Source organism: Fictibacillus sp. EA-CB0309, from assembly GCF_055814265.1.
On sequence record NZ_CP169271.1, the window covers coordinates 2,050,715 to 2,065,776 of the forward strand.

General features: G+C 37.0%; 13 protein-coding genes and 3 pseudogenes. 3 read left to right on the top strand and 13 right to left on the bottom strand.

Going from position 1 to position 15,062, the window contains the following annotated elements:
- Positions 1-38 precede the first annotated feature (38 nt).
- Together ACEWFH_RS11480 and ACEWFH_RS11485 are read left to right on the top strand one after the other, a co-directional pair.
- Positions 39-758, top strand: coding sequence for a DsbA family protein (locus tag ACEWFH_RS11480; protein WP_473724169.1), 720 nt, complete (start codon positions 39-41; stop codon positions 756-758).
- Between the two features lie 5 nt (positions 759-763).
- Positions 764-1,168 carry a disulfide oxidoreductase gene (locus ACEWFH_RS11485; protein WP_473727282.1) on the top strand — a complete coding sequence of 135 codons (405 nt, stop codon included), beginning with the start codon at positions 764-766 and terminating at the stop codon, positions 1,166-1,168.
- Between the two features lie 406 nt (positions 1,169-1,574).
- Here ACEWFH_RS11485 and ACEWFH_RS11490 read toward each other — a convergent pair whose 3' ends face one another.
- The 13 genes and pseudogenes from ACEWFH_RS11490 to ACEWFH_RS11550 all read right to left on the bottom strand — a co-directional run bounded on the left by ACEWFH_RS11490 (position 1,575) and on the right by ACEWFH_RS11550 (position 13,786).
- Entirely contained in the window at positions 1,575-2,294 is a 720-nt protein-coding gene (locus ACEWFH_RS11490; protein ID WP_473724170.1) for a YebC/PmpR family DNA-binding transcriptional regulator, read from the bottom strand.
- A gap of 135 nt (positions 2,295-2,429) precedes the next feature.
- Positions 2,430-3,119: a response regulator gene (locus ACEWFH_RS11495; protein ID WP_473724171.1), complete on the bottom strand. Its 690-nt coding sequence runs from the start codon at positions 3,117-3,119 to the stop codon at positions 2,430-2,432.
- 14 nt (positions 3,120-3,133) lie between these two features.
- Complete coding sequence (locus tag ACEWFH_RS11500) at positions 3,134-3,553, bottom strand: sensor histidine kinase (protein ID WP_473724172.1); 420 nt, start codon at positions 3,551-3,553, stop codon at positions 3,134-3,136.
- Positions 3,550-4,221: a PAS domain-containing protein gene (locus ACEWFH_RS11505; RefSeq protein WP_473727283.1), complete on the bottom strand. Its 672-nt coding sequence runs from the start codon at positions 4,219-4,221 to the stop codon at positions 3,550-3,552. Before ACEWFH_RS11505 ends, ACEWFH_RS11500 begins: the two co-directional genes overlap by 4 nt.
- Before the next feature lie 54 nt (positions 4,222-4,275).
- A pseudogene (locus ACEWFH_RS11510) lies at positions 4,276-4,419 on the bottom strand (hypothetical protein); the annotation flags it as partial.
- 29 nt (positions 4,420-4,448) lie between these two features.
- Positions 4,449-4,703, bottom strand: a complete 255-nt coding sequence (locus tag ACEWFH_RS11515) for a hypothetical protein (RefSeq protein WP_473724173.1) — start codon at positions 4,701-4,703, stop codon at positions 4,449-4,451.
- A 63-nt stretch (positions 4,704-4,766) separates the two neighbouring features.
- A complete protein-coding gene (locus ACEWFH_RS11520; protein ID WP_473727284.1) occupies positions 4,767-6,293 on the bottom strand; it encodes a tripartite tricarboxylate transporter permease in 1,527 nt (508 codons plus the stop codon).
- A gap of 11 nt (positions 6,294-6,304) precedes the next feature.
- Positions 6,305-6,766 carry a tripartite tricarboxylate transporter TctB family protein gene (locus ACEWFH_RS11525; protein ID WP_473724174.1) on the bottom strand — a complete coding sequence of 154 codons (462 nt, stop codon included), beginning with the start codon at positions 6,764-6,766 and terminating at the stop codon, positions 6,305-6,307.
- A 67-nt stretch (positions 6,767-6,833) separates the two neighbouring features.
- Positions 6,834-7,851, bottom strand: a pseudogene (locus ACEWFH_RS11530) (Bug family tripartite tricarboxylate transporter substrate binding protein).
- A 150-nt stretch (positions 7,852-8,001) separates the two neighbouring features.
- Entirely contained in the window at positions 8,002-8,829 is an 828-nt protein-coding gene (gene speD, locus ACEWFH_RS11535) for an adenosylmethionine decarboxylase (protein ID WP_473724175.1), read from the bottom strand.
- A gap of 339 nt (positions 8,830-9,168) precedes the next feature.
- A pseudogene (locus ACEWFH_RS11540) lies at positions 9,169-10,385 on the bottom strand (MFS transporter).
- Positions 10,386-10,445: 60 nt separating this feature from the next.
- Positions 10,446-11,684: a hypothetical protein gene (locus tag ACEWFH_RS11545; RefSeq protein WP_473724176.1), complete on the bottom strand. Its 1,239-nt coding sequence runs from the start codon at positions 11,682-11,684 to the stop codon at positions 10,446-10,448.
- 47 nt (positions 11,685-11,731) lie between these two features.
- A complete protein-coding gene (locus ACEWFH_RS11550; protein ID WP_473724177.1) occupies positions 11,732-13,786 on the bottom strand; it encodes a hypothetical protein in 2,055 nt (684 codons plus the stop codon).
- Positions 13,787-14,021: 235 nt separating this feature from the next.
- Between ACEWFH_RS11550 and ACEWFH_RS11555 the strand changes: the two genes are divergently transcribed.
- Positions 14,022-15,041 (top strand): acyltransferase, encoded by a 1,020-nt coding sequence (locus ACEWFH_RS11555; protein WP_473724178.1) that lies wholly within the window; start codon positions 14,022-14,024, stop codon positions 15,039-15,041.
- Positions 15,042-15,062: the final 21 nt, after the last annotated feature.

Genomic DNA, 15,062 nt, shown 5'->3' on the forward strand with positions numbered 1-15,062 from the left:
ACTTCTTTTTATTTAGTAAAAAATCTATGAGGTGAACAATGGGTAAACAAAAAAAGAAAAATGTTTATGTCAATTCAACAAAGAAAAAAACAAGTTCCTCCCCTGTTTGGCTGTTCTGGACCATTGGTATTGTAACGGTAGGATTAATCATCTTTTTGTTTAGTGGTGCTCTTGGTGATAATGACTCTTCAAATATCAGCATCTCTTATGAAAATCAACCTTACTTAGGCAATGAGGATGCACCAGTTAATATTATTGAGTTTGGAGACTACAAGTGCCCAGTCTGTAAAAGTTTTAACGAGTCATTTTTCCCACTGATTGACCAAGAACTCATTCAAACAGGAAAAGCGAAATTCTATTTTATGAACTATCCATTTATAAATGTAGACTCAGAGAGATCTGCTCTTTTTGGAGAGACAGTATACAAAGAATTAGGCAACGAAACGTTTTGGAAGTTCCATAAGCTGCTATATGAGAAGCAACCCGAAGATCAAAGCCTTGAGCGTAAAGACATCTTCACTGAAAAATTCTTAGTTGAAACGCTAGGTGAAGTAACAACAGAAGATGACGTTAAGAAAGTTAGCGGGAAATTAGAAGACAGCGAAAGTAAAAACGCTTTGGAAACCGATGAAGCTTTAGTTGATGATCTAGGTGTAACCGGTACACCTACATTGTTTGTAAATGGTAAAAAATTCGAGGGCACTTCTATTGAGGATCTAAAGAAAATGGTAGATGATGCTGCGAAGGAGAGTAAATAAAGGTGATAAATAAACCTTTATTGATTGCCTGGTTAGCAGCAATCGTCTCAACGGTAGGAAGTCTGTTTTTTAGTGAAGTACTAAAGTTTGTTCCTTGTACTTTTTGCTGGTACCAGCGAATTCTCATGTACCCGTTAGTCATCTTACTTGGAGTGGCTTTTTATTACCAAGATCAAAAGATAACTCGCTACGTTCTTCCACTTTCAATCCTTGGCATAGTGGTTTCGGGTTATCACTATGCATTGCAAAAGATCCCAGCTCTTAAAGCCTTTGAAATGTGTACATCCGGCGTACCTTGTTCAGGTCAGTATATAAACTGGCTAGGTTTTATTACAATCCCACTATTGGCCTTTTTCGGATTTACTACGATTACAATATGTATGTTATGGATGAAAAAGCAATCGAACTAATCGGTTGCTTTTTCATTTAGGAATTTGGGCTTGGGGTTTACGGTACGTGATCTATTTCTTTTACACTTCGCTCAACCTTGGTGGAGTTTCGCTCAAAACACCATCCTTTTCGCCCCGTGGACACTTCCTTTCACTCCAACTGACTATAGTTTCGCTCCGTTCGTGCCTCTTTTCGCTCCTACACTTGAAAATACTTACTTCAATCCTATTAAACATTAAAAAAACAATCTAATTTTCTATAAAAATGAAATATCAGCTCATTTGAAACCAGATTCTATTCATTTTCAGCGTATTTTCATATGATTTTATTTGAAAATGAGCATCACTAAAGAAACCAGACACTATAAGCAACTCTGAAAACGCCAATACAAAAAAGCAGACCCCCTAAAAGGATCTGCTTAACACCTTATTCTCCTAGATCTACGTTGTGGTACACTTGTTGAACGTCTTCTAAATCTTCTAGTGCATCAATTAGTTTTTCGAACTGAACTTGCGCATCTTCAGGAAGTTCCACATCGTTTTGAGCAAGCATCGTAAGTTCTGCTACTGTAAATTCAGTAATATCTGCATGCTTGAATGCCTCTTGTACAGCATGAAATTGGTCAGGTTCTGCATATACGATCACTGATCCATCTTCCTCAATCACGTCACGTACATCTAAGTCTGCTTCCATCAATAACTCTAATACTTCATCAGCTGATTTTCCTTCAAGACCGATTACAGCTGTTGCATCAAACATGTATGAAACAGCACCAGAAACACCCATATTTCCGTTGTTTTTATTAAATGCAGAACGAACCTCTGCTACTGTACGATTAACGTTATTTGTTAATGTATCCACAATTATCATCGATCCATTCGGACCAAAACCTTCATAACGAAGCTCATCGTAATTTTCGTCTGAACCGCCTTTTGCTTTTTCAATCGCACGGTCAATGATGGTCTTCGGTACACTGTATGTTTTTGCCCGTTCTAGTACAACTTTTAAAGACTGATTGGATTCGGGATCAGGTTCACCTTGTTTTGCTGCTACATAAATTTCGCGTCCGAACTTAGCATAAACACGACTCGTATTTGCGTCTTTCGATGCTTTTTTCTCTTTAATATTATTCCACTTACGTCCCATTTTGTTCACTCTCTTTCAACTTTGAATCTATGTAACACATTATACATCAAACTCATCGGGTTTTAGTAGTCTTACAGCCGAAATGAAAGCAGCCCTCAACAAAAAGCATTGGCCAAAATTTACTGCTTAGAATCGTTAAAGACCGTATCGGTATGTTCTTTCCGGCCTGCCTACGCCTCCATACGTAATGTCTGCTATCACTTTTTGTTCAGATACCAAATACTCTAAATAACGTCTTGCGGTTGTTCGGCTTACTCCGATCAGCTGTCCAAGGTCGTCAGCAGTGAACCCCTTTTTATGCTGACTTAGCATGGAAAGTACTTTCTTTAAAGTTATCGGATCAATCCCTTTTGGAAGAGAATGAGGTAGGGCTTCTGCCTTTTCACGTTTTATAATAGAATCAATCACGTTTTGGTTAACTTCTTTATCAGCCGAAAGTTGAAGGATGGACATCTTATATTCATTAAAGTGCAATAACGTATCTTTAAACCGTTGAAAGATTACAGGCTTTACGATGTAATCGAAAATACCATCTGCGAGTGCATGTTTTAACGTGTTCACTTCTGTTGCAGCGGTTACCATGATGACTTCGATTCCACGAAACTCACTTCGAATCCAGCGTAAAAGGTCTAACCCATTCATGTCTGGAAAATAAATATCTAATATAACTAAATCAGGTTTAAGGATGGTGATTTGCTCTTTTGCTTCTTCTTCATTAAGTGCAATTCCACACACCGAAAACCCTTCTACCTTTTCTACAAATTTTCGATTTATCTCAGCAATTCGGATGTCATCTTCTACGATAAAAACTTCCCATGAATGCATGATGTTTAAAACCTCTATTCTTTCGGGATGATAACCGTAAATAGGGTTGTATTGGCTTTCGTTCTTTCATAAAAAATTTCTCCGTTTAACAGTTCAACAGATTGTTTGATTAAATATAAGCCATAACCACGGTCGTGCCCTTTTGTTGAAAATCCCTTTTGATATAATTTATTTGCGATTTTTTCCTGAATTCCTTCCCCTGTATCCTCAACTTCTAAAATGAGCTGGTTCCCAAAATCAGAGAGACTGATCTTTACTTCTTTCTCATTGTGTGTTCTCTCGACAACTGCATCCATAGCGTTGTCTATTAAGTTACCTATTATAGTGACTAGTAATTGTCTATTAATCTCATCAGGGATATCTTTAAAATGACATGCAGGATCAATCATTAAATCAACTTTCAGCTCCTTGGAGCGGTTAAACTTACCGATCAAAAGCCCCCAATATAAGGATCCGAAATTTGGTTCATGATTAATTGTGTAAAATGCTGATGTACATTAGATTCTTTCGTAATAATATCTTGTGCTTCTTGATAAGAACCCAACTGAATCAATCCAGATATTAAATACAATTTATTTGAGAATTCATGAGTCTGTGCTCTTAATCCTTCGCTATAGCCTTTTACTTGAGCTAATTCTTCATTTAATTTATAAAGCTCATTTCGGTTTCTAAACGTGGCAACTGCACCCATAACTTTACCGTTATCATCCAGGATCGGAACACGGTTGGCTACAACCTTGGTGTTTCCTAATTTCATTTGTTCATCAAATTCACTACTGCCAGTGGCCATCACATCTACTAATCTCGTGTTGGGAATGGACTTTAAAACATTGTTTCCTATAAGATTTTCGCTTTTTGTTTCTAACATCTGCAGAGCCGTTTGATTGGCAAGAGTAATGTCACCTTCACGATTAACGGCAATCACGCCTTCTCTAATCGCTTCTAAGATGGCACTCTTTTCTTTGTATAATAATCCGATCTCTATTGGTTCCAATCCATGTGTCGCTCGTTTCACACCTTTTGCGATTAATACAGAACCGAATACTCCAAACATAAGTGTGAAGATACCAATAATAAGGATCTTTAATTTATACGGCCACATATCTTCGTTAATTTGATCTGTTAAGTACCCAACAGACACCAATCCTATTACTTCACCGTCACTGTTGATTATGGGTGATTTCCCTCTTACGGCTGGACCGAGGGAACCAGTGGCTTCAGTAATGCTTGGTTCACCTGATAATGCTAACTTATTATCCCCGCCCACCATTTTTTCACCGATTCTTTCCTTTACGGGATGGGAGTACCTGACACCTTCTTTGTTCCCTACTACAACATAATGAGCTCCTGTTTTTTTCTGATTTGTTCCGCGTAAGGCTGAATCCTTTCAGAAGGGTTTTCTGTTTCAAATGCATTAATAACCAATGGATTATTGCTTACAGCATATGAAACACTAAGCGCCCTTTCACCGATTTGTTTCTTCATCGTATCTTCAAACATCACTTGAAAAATAACAGCTAAAATGGTGATCACGATAAAGATAAGGGAACAGCTGATGACAATTAATTTTGTTTGCAGTTTCATTGTTTCCCTCCATAAAAGTAGAAAAGACTTTCCTAAATAGAAAGTCTTCTCTTTCATTCTTCTTTATCCTTCAACGTTTACCACAACATTTTTTCCTTTTAATCGTAAAATGAAAGGAACTAAAATCCACAATACAGAACATACGATAAAAAATGCTGAGATCGGATGTTCAATAAATATAAAAAAGTCACCATTAGAAGTAGTTAAGGCGCGGCGCATATTGTTTTCAATCATTGGACCTAAAACGAGACCAAGGACTAGAGGAGCCAGAGGATAATCATTTTGTGCTAATAAATACCCTGCAAGACCAAAACCAATTAATAATAACAGATCAAATGTCGTAACTTGAACAGCATAGACTCCAAAAACGGATATGGCAATAATAATGGGTAATAAAAATTTCTGTGGTGTTTCAATAATTTTCGCAAAGACTTTTACAAGCGGCATATTTAAAATGAGTAGCATCAAGTTTCCGATAAACATCGATGCGATTAATCCCCAAGCAACATCCGGATGATCGCTGAACAATAAAGGTCCAGGCTGAACATTGTACATGATAAGAGCACCCATTAAGATTGCCGTAGTTCCGGACCCTGGAATGCCAAGAGTTAAGAGCGGAATCATAGCTCCACCAGAAGCGGCATTGTTTGCAGACTCAGGAGCTGCTACTCCTTCAATGGCTCCTTTCCCGAATTTCTCTGGGTTTTTACTTAATTTCTTCTCAGCAATATATGAAAAGAAGGAAGCCAATGTTGCACCTGCTCCGGGCAAGACACCTATAAAAAATCCTAGGAAGGATCCGCGTGCGATTGGAGCAGCACTTTCTTTCAGATCCCTTTTTGTTGGAAGAACTCTACCTACTTTTGCTACTTTCTCGCCCTCCTCTTCTTTGTGAAGGATGGTCTTAAATACTTCACCTAAGGCAAATAATCCTACAGCTACAGTTAGGAATTCAAGCCCTCCAAAAAGGACCGGAATATCATATGTGAATCGAGCGACACCTGAAACAGCATCGATGCCGATTGTAGCGAGTAAAAGACCGGTTACGGTCATCATCCAGGCTTTTGTAATCGACCCACCGGCAAGACCGCTAACAGCAGCTAGTCCTAAAAGCATTAAAGAAAAGTATTCTGCTGGTCCAAACTTTAAGGCCATTTCCGAAAGCGGATCAGCAAGTAAGACTAATCCTATTATGGAAACAATACCCGCAAAGAAAGAACCAATTGCAGCAATTGACAAGGCTGCACCTGCTCTGCCTTGCTTTGCCATTTGATAACCATCAAGTGTTGTTACTACTGATGAAGATTCACCAGGTGTGTTTAAAAGAATAGAGGTGGTTGATCCTCCATACATCGCACCGTAATAAACGCCTGCTAAAAGAATAATCGAACTAGTTGCTGCTGCAGAAGGGTCCATTCCGCTAGTTAGTGTAGCGGTAACGGGAATTAGAAGGGCAACCCCGCTCATTGGTCCGATCCCTGGCAGCACGCCGACAGCCGTTCCGATTAATACACCGATAAAAGCGAAAAATAAGTTCTGTGGCTGTATTGCTGTTTGGAATCCTTGTATTAAAAAATCCATTACACCCATCATTTTTCCTCCTAACTAAACCATATTGGCAGACCAGGCAAAGAGCCTTTTAACACAACCACAAACAAATAATAGACACATAATGAAAAACCAGCAGCGACGCATCCGTTTTTTATCCAACTGCTTTTTTCCATGGCTTGGAACGAAACGTACAAAAACACAAAAGTACTAATTATATAACCGATGCTCTCTATGGATACTGCGTAAAGCAGACTTGCGATTAAAATAATGACAAACCTTTTGAGTTGTAATCCCCTCTGTTCTTTTTGTTCTCGCTGAACGTTTTTAAATGATTCTATAAACAGTTTCACACTTAGTAAAATGAGAATAAGTCCTAAAAGAAAAGGAAAAACATTTGGTCCAACTTCACTGCCATAGGCACTGTCTGCAATATTCCGGCTTTCAAATAGAAAGGTCGCTCCAAGTAATGCAAATAAGATACTTGCATATCGATCAAATCTACCAGTCTGCATGTGACTAGCCTCCATATTCGAGATATTTGAAAAGATGGAGAAGTAGTTTTACTCCTCCATCTCCCCTTTATTTATTCATTCCTAATGATTTCAACAGATCTTCTACTTGTTCTTCTTGATCTTTTAAGAAAGTTTCAAATTCCTTACCGTCTTTAAATTCCGCTTCCCAACCATTTCGCTCTAGTTCGTCTTTCCATTCTTTACTCTCGTTTAATTTCTTTAGTGTCTTATCCCAATATGATTTTGCACTCTCAGACATTTCTTTCGGTCCGAAAACACCTCTCCAGATGGTAAATTCTGCATCAATTCCTTCTTCTTTAAAAGTAGGAATGTCTGCTAAATCTCCTTTTAATCTCTCTGTTGAAGAAATACCAAGAACCTTTACTTTTCCTGCTTTTAAGTATTCACCTACGGCAGATGCGTCTGTAGCGATATAATCTGCGTTACCTCCTAATAAAGCAGCAATCGCTTCCCCGCCGCCATCGTAAGAAACATATTTCACGGTTTTGGGATCAATGCCTGACTTAAAGGCTGGCAATACAGCTACAAGATGGTCCATAGAGCCAGGTGCCGACCCACCAGCCGCTGTTACTGATTTAGGATCTTTTTTTACAGCATCCATTAATTCTTTGATATTGTTATATTTTGAATCTGACTTAACAACGATTGCTCCGAAGTCTTTTGTTAATTGAGCAAGTGGTGTCGTATGTTGATAGCCATATGGACTATTACCTTCTTTTTTAGATTATTAATTAAGATTGGCGGTGAATTTACATAAAGCTTATAATCGTCCTTTTTGTGCTGTGTCGCGTATTCTGCTAAATATACAGCCCCACCTCCACCAGGCTTGTTCTCAACCGTCATCGTTTGATCGACTAATTTAGTTTCGCCTAGCACTTTTGTTAAAGCTCGAGCGGTTAAGTCCCAACCACCTCCTGCCCCAGATGGAGCAACAACTGTTATTGCTTTTTCGGATACTCAGAATCCCCTGCATTCGTTCCGCTTGATCCTGAAGTGCTGCAAGCAGTAAGTGAAGTTAACAAGACACCGGCTACGATCCAACTTTTCCATTTGCCTTTTTTCAATTTCGTATCCCCCTTATAATGATAGCGCTTTCATAAACCTTTTCATTATCCTATCATGTACAATCTAAAATGGAAGTTTAACGACATAATGTGCATTTTGTTCATAATGTTCATGAAAAAAGACCACCGGATTGCCCGGTGGTCATATTTTTAATATGAGTTAGCGATGAGAAGTGTTAATGTTTCTTCCGTAAAAATTTCATCCATCTCTGCTTTTATTAACCCTGTAATATGTTCTTGACTATCAGCGTCTAAAGCATCTTTTGTATACCCAAACAGATAATTGTTTAATTCAAAATCTTTTAACCTGCATTTTGTATGAAAAATATTTTCTTGATAGATATTCGTATCAATCATCGCATACGTATTCTTAATATCCTCAGAAAGGTAATTTTGTATAGAGTTTATGTCATGATCGATGAATAACTTATGGCCTTTAATGTCCCTTGTAAATCCTCTTACTCTGTAATCCATCGTCACAATGTCCATATCAAATGAGTTGATAAGATGATTCAAAGCTTTAAGAGGTGAGATTTCTCCGCAAGTTGAAACATCGATATCTGCTCTAAACGTACTGATTCCCTCTTCAGGATGAAACTCTGGATATGTATGAACGGTTAGATGACTTTTATCGAGTTGCATGACTACTGATTCCGGCATTGCTGTTGTGGTTTCATCAAACGAGTCAGTCGGTACTTCTACAATCGGTCCTTCAGAAACAAGTACGGTTACACTTGCCCCTTGTGGTACATAGTCTTGTTTTGCAACGTTTAATACATGTGCTCCAATTGTATCTGAGACAGTCTGTAATATGCTTGTGAGCCTTTCAGCATTGTACTGTTCATCGATATATTCAATATAAGCTTCTCGTTCCTCTTTTGTTTTCGTATAGCAGACATCATACAAATTAAAGCTAAGTGATTTTGTCAGATTATTAAATCCGTGTAATGTGATTCGTTGATCTGGTGAAATAGACATATGATTGATTCCCCTTATGTTTAGACGTTCATGAGTCCGTATGTGTGATGTAAATATATCTATATTACCCATTTACACCGTTTAAAAACGGGTGAACTCATCCAATCTATATCCGATGAGATGAAAACTTAAGCGATATAGTTAAGGTATGGATGCTGATGTACTTTTAGGGAAGACAAAACAAGGAAATGTTTGTTCTGCAAAGACAAACAAAAATAGGGTCACGCCAAATTTCTTTATATTCACGTTAATTCGTATATATCCACAATAATTTCACGTTAGCTGCAAATCAAAAAAACTCCTAAAGGCAACCTTCTGCCTTTAAGAGTCATCTTGAGTTTATGCTTTTTCCAATTCCGTCACAGGAACAGCCTTCTGTCTGATCAGTGGAAGCATCGTTAAAATACCAATCGCAAATAGCAGTGCAGCGCCTTCAAACATCACGACAAGCGAGAATGTTTCTTTTAACCAGCCGCTTATGGACATCGTGAGAACCATAGCACCCATAAACAATGGATTTAATATCCCGTTCACGCGCCCAATAAACTTGGACTCGGTATTTTGAAGAATGAGTGTGTTTATTCCGATATGAACACATGGCATGAATAACCCGCTTAAGAATTCTGCGGATAGAGTTAACCAGAATTGTTCAGAAACACCCATGATCATAAATCCGACTGCACTTGCTCCCATTCCTAGAGCCAGCAGCAATTGAGGCTTTACTTTATTTGCAATCCCGATCGTTACGCCTCCGCCTAAGATCATTCCTGTACCAAAAGCGGCCATGAGCCATTGCAACTCTTCTTTTGGAAGTCCAAGTTGTTCCGTTACTAAGAAAACAGTTAGGGGCTGTGTTAATCCTAAAGCTAATCCTGCTACGGCAAAACATGCACCAAGTAGAGTCAATGATCGTCTGGTGAGAACATAACTGAATCCTTCTTTCATCTCTAACCAGATAGAAGGTTTCTCCTCCGTCACTTCAACCTCCTCATCCGGTGGCAGCAACAAAAGAATAACCGCTGACAGTACAAACGCTACTCCCATGATTCCAATCGCTACATTGATTCCAAATTGCTGGTAAACGTATGTACCCAGAATAGGGCCAAGAATCATAAATACGGCGAAGAGTGTTTGATACATAGACATACCGAGCTGTACCATTTCTTCAGGGACATGTATTTTAAATAACTTCATTCCTGAAGGCTGTGAAAATTGCGAAAGAATCGATGAAACGAGCGTTGCAAAAAAGATCACTTTCCAGCTTCCAAATAAAAGCGTTAATAACACTACAAAGATTGAAGCTGCGCTTAATAAATCACACCAAATCATTGTCTTCTTCGGTTTCCATCTGTCGGCAAACGTTCCGCCGATAAAAGAAAACAAAAAGATCGGAGCAAATTCTGCAACTGATATTAATGATACGGCGATTGGATTTTCGTTCGTTTTTTCGATAACGTACAAAAGAATGGAATAGTTACGAACCCAGATACCAATCTGTAAAAAGAAGACTGAAAAAGAATTGTCCTTATGACCCTGTTTTGAAAGAGCATACCCATGGAAATTTTGGGCTTGTTTTGTTGTGGTTCCACTGAAAGATCCTCCTTATTGACGAGCCGTTACTTCCACTCACCAAACCAATGTTTCCATTTACTTAAAATTATATCCTTAATTGGTGGAGAGTCTATCCCTTTTTGTTTCTTATATTCATTAAAACTGGCAAACCCGATTAGTAATATCCCTGTTAATAATAGGTAGACCCACCACGGCATATTTCCCCAGTATGGACGAGTTTGGATCAAAACATTTAACAGGAGAACGATTAATCCTGTAAAGAAGTAACTCTTCTGTTTGGAGATAAACCCATAAATAATACTAATAAATGATAAGGTCCCAAGTATGATGGCGTCCATAACTTGATAGCTTTGCATCGCATCAATCATCAATGTAATGCCAATGCTTCCTAGTAAAAAATATTGAATCAAATTAGCTATTTGAACAGGGAAACTCCATGTTTTTCTTGTAATCACATAACTTAATGTGATCCAAGGCAAAACGTAAAGTTCTGTTTGGATTATTGCAGGTATTTCAAATTGACTAATAAATGAGTAATAAGCAAAAAGTACAAACAAACTTGAAAGGGTTTGAAGTATTCTTTTTCCGAGCGGCAAATCCATGACACGCCTTGCCTGCACATAGAATAGTAAAGCAAGCAAAGTTAGACCGAGCGTAGTAGTCATGTTTTCAGAACGGCTCAGTCCGGTTAACACATAAATAACTCCGTATACTGCGAAAAAATCAAGTTGAACAAATGAAGTCTTAAAGTAAAGCTTTTTAAAATAATACATACCGGCAAGGGAAATGAATATTCCTGCCGTATACCAGATTAGCGAATGAACGTCTTGGGGTATTCTGTTTACCAATAACAATTCATCTAAATCAATCATTAAGTATCCTAAAATAATAACAGAAGCATATTTCCAGTAACCTTTTAATGACTGATAAAAAAGAATAAAACCTACTAATATTAGTGCATGTAAAAGTAGATATACATCATTCAGACCACGACTAATCATATATTCACCAAGGAAAATTAGTGAAAATGGAACAACATAGAATTGCAAACGCCGCTTCCATTCTTTATTGAGTAAAAAGTAAAGACCGACTAGAATTATGCTGTAGATCACTGGCCCTTCGTTTGATAGCCATTCTCTAATCGCATAATGGAAAGCTATTGCTGCCATTGTTAAGCCTGCAAAAAAGTTAATTAAAATTTCATATTCTTTTTTAGCACGGAACATGTAAATGCCGTACAGAAATGCAATAAGTACATATGGCATTGCTGCTGCAGTTTTCATTAAGCAGTACATAAACGTTAATAGAAGAACGAGATGAGATACAGCTTTTATTGGATATTCACTCTTAAAATCAATGCGTTGAAATGCTTCCCACTTACATACAAAATGTAAGCAATCACGATATAAACGTAAATAGATGTTTCTTTTGCTATTTCAAGCCCAACAAGATCTGCTGTATAGTTTAATGCAAAGAATAATCCAATTTGAATGCCTGCATACCCCATAATGAATGTGAAATGCTGTGTGACAAACCATAACACGATCATAACAAGTATAGAGGATAACAGTTTAACCCACGTATAATCTCCTTGAAGAAATGCTACTAAAAAATTTAAAATAGACGAAATAGTAACTGTTGTAATAAAAGCAGTAGCAAGTTCCTTATGCTTCTTCTGCCAAATATAAATTCCTAGTATTATAATGCTTCCTGTTGTTAATGAGAGTGACAGTGTAGGTTCTGGTAAAAATTTCATTCCTGAAAAGAAGATCGAAAAAAAGACAGACGAAGGAACTAGCCATGTTGAAATACGTTTTTCGTGTCCACTGCCAATTAAGAAATGACGAACAGAAATTACGCTTATAATAATTGAAACTATACTTGCCTGCCCATATTGTTCAGTTAATGAGGTTAGTAGAAAACTTAACAGGATTACTCCCCCGCCAACTAAAAGGCTGGATCTGTTTAACGGCTTAACCAATTGACCAATCGTATAGGATAGAGCTGCAGATATTCCGAACCCTAAGCCCCAATAATCTTCAAATACATCACCCATCAGATGATACACTTCCATAAACGTACATATGAGGTAAAAAGGAGCTAAGTATTTAAAGAATGAAAATGTCGAGATGTAGCTTAAGTACGTAAAGTTTCCAGCTAGAACTAGATAACCTAGTAGGAGCCAGACACTACCTTCTCCTAATGATAATAAGACTCCCTCAACGGTGATATATATAAATGCAAGAATTGATATTGCGCCGTTTGCAAGCTGATAATAAGTTCTTAACTTTTGATCTGAAAATTTACCAACGAGTAACAAAACAAGGGGGACCAATACGACTAGTAACAACTGATATTCAAATAAAATAGAATTCTGTATGAGTTGATATAGACCATATGTGATTAAAGCAATAAATAACAGCTCGTATTCTTTTCTTTGATTTACCATCCTCATCGCTAGATACAGAATAGCAGTTAAAATAATGTTGAAACTTTGATAAAGTTGATTTTCAAAGATTATAAGTATTAGAACGGTTGATAGAATAAGATTCACCTGTATAAACACAGGTAATGTTTTTAAGTATATGCTTTGGTTTTTATCTCTCTTAACGTGATAGAGAGCAATGAATCCTACATTCCCTAACGCATAAATAAAGTAAAAAGCTTCCTTGGTCAGACCAAATGACAATATTAAATATGCATACCCGATCGCACTTGCAATTAAAGTAAACCAACTAAATAGTTTTGACTGAAAGTAGGTGCCGAACCAAAAATAAATTGGGATACAGACTACCGTTGTGAGAACCCCTAAAACATATCTTCCACCACCGTAAAAACTAAGCCATTCACCAAACAATTCAAAATAACCAGCTGAAAGAACCGCAATTGGAATGAATAGTGCAAACAGAACAAAGAAAGTAAAAGCCGTTTTTCGTATTTGCAGTACCTTCTCAGAAAGCGCTCCTAAGCCTCCGAATAAAATAGCGATTCCGCCCACAAGCATGGTTTTAGTCAATGAACTAAAAACTTCCCAATTGCTTGTAGCAAGTGTTAGCCCTCCAAGTAAAAGAAGGATCACGCCAGCAGCCATGAGTGTTGTGATATTTCTTTCTCTTCTTTGTTCAGGAGTGATTTCGACTATCGGTTTCGGTGGTGCTATAGGTTTTACAGGAATAGGTTCAAGCTCAAGCTTTGGTTCAGCTTTAGGTTCTAGTCCTGGATTTACTGCTTCTGTAAGTATCATTGTCTCTTCTTTTATTTCATTTTTTTGTAGATCATCTCTATATCTGTAATAGCCATCAAGGACATTTAAATAATCTTTCTTTTTTATATAACCTCCGTCTTTTAACTCGTTCAGATCTTTCATGAATCTGGATTGGTCCAATGTAAAACCCCTAGAATTCTCCTTTGTTGAATGTATGTAACAAAAAGAAAAGAGATAACATGCCGTTACCTCTTTTCGTTGCTGTATTTATCACAGTAATAATTTTACATTAATTCCAATTCGGTGTCACTTTATACTGTAGTTAAAGTAATAGAGAATTCGGCATTGGTTTTTGGAATGACAAATATATGTTCATACTGTTAGCAATATATAAATTTTAAAAGGTGGCACAGAAATGGATCGTATTTATTCCATTGATTATATAAAATTTTTCGCGATTTTTGCTGTTGTTGTCATACATGTTTTTCCTCTAGATGGGTTTACTGGTTATTTCATTATCGATAATGTAGCTAGGTTTGCTGTACCCTTTTTCTTTGCGGCATCTGGTTACTTTTTTGCACAAAAGATGAAACATGAGGATGCCCCTTTTCTCTATTTTAAAAGCTATTGTATAAAGCTGATTAAGCTCTATTTAGTATGGTTGATCTTTTACACCAGTTATGATGTTGTTCTTATCCTACAAGATGGAGTTAATATTGAGGAAAAACTGAGTGCATATTTTGAACAATTTACGTTATTAAATCTTCTTTATTATGGGAAAGGAACGAGCGGCTATCAGCTTTGGTTTTTGACAGCATTAATTTGGTCAACGATTGCTGTTTATTTATTTTTTAGGTTAAAAAAAATAACTGTACTCTTTTTAATTAGCTTTGGTTTAAATTTACTTGGCCTTTTAGGTCAGGCATATACGATGTTTATTAAATTTCCTATTAACAGCACTCGTGATGCAATGTTCTTTGGGTTGTTTTACACGACACTTGGCGTATTGTTCGCATTAAATAGTCGATTGAGCGGCTTAGATAAAGTAAGTGGAAGGACATTTTTAGGTTTAGCTCTTATCGGTGTAGTTGTTCAAGCAATGGAGGGTTATCTATTAGATAAAGTATTGTCAGGTAGCCATGGCGAATACTTTTTCTCAACGGTTCTTTTAACAGCCTTTCTATTTTTATTTGCCCTTAATTATAAATCGTTAGGAAAAGGTTTATATGTAACAAAAGTAGGAGCTAATGCTTTAGGCATATATATCATTCACGTGTTTTTATTAGATGTGTTTAATAAATTTATTAAATTTGTAAATTTAGATCATATGTCGGAGAACTTTGTCTGGAATTTGTGCTATACCCTTTTTATCTTTACAATCTCTTATTTCACATATGATTATCTTCAAAAAATAAAACTCAACATAAAGCAGTAAAAGTTCCCTCACCCCTTTTCC

Coding starts and splice junctions, on each gene's coding strand:
- ACEWFH_RS11490 (WP_473724170.1), bottom strand. CDS start 2,294: ATGGGACGTAAGTGGAATAATATTAAAGAGAAAAAAGCATCGAAAGAC.
- ACEWFH_RS11515 (WP_473724173.1), bottom strand. CDS start 4,703: ATGAAACTGCAAACAAAATTAATTGTCATCAGCTGTTCCCTTATCTTT.
- ACEWFH_RS11520 (WP_473727284.1), bottom strand. CDS start 6,293: ATGGGTGTAATGGATTTTTTAATACAAGGATTCCAAACAGCAATACAG.
- ACEWFH_RS11555 (WP_473724178.1), top strand. CDS start 14,022: ATGGATCGTATTTATTCCATTGATTATATAAAATTTTTCGCGATTTTT.
- ACEWFH_RS11480 (WP_473724169.1), top strand. CDS start 39: ATGGGTAAACAAAAAAAGAAAAATGTTTATGTCAATTCAACAAAGAAA.
- ACEWFH_RS11545 (WP_473724176.1), bottom strand. CDS start 11,684: ATGAAAACTGCAGCAGCAATGCCATATGTACTTATTGCATTTCTGTAC.
- speD (WP_473724175.1), bottom strand. CDS start 8,829: ATGTCTATTTCACCAGATCAACGAATCACATTACACGGATTTAATAAT.
- ACEWFH_RS11505 (WP_473727283.1), bottom strand. CDS start 4,221: ATGTGGCCGTATAAATTAAAGATCCTTATTATTGGTATCTTCACACTT.
- ACEWFH_RS11495 (WP_473724171.1), bottom strand. CDS start 3,119: ATGCATTCATGGGAAGTTTTTATCGTAGAAGATGACATCCGAATTGCT.
- ACEWFH_RS11525 (WP_473724174.1), bottom strand. CDS start 6,766: ATGCAGACTGGTAGATTTGATCGATATGCAAGTATCTTATTTGCATTA.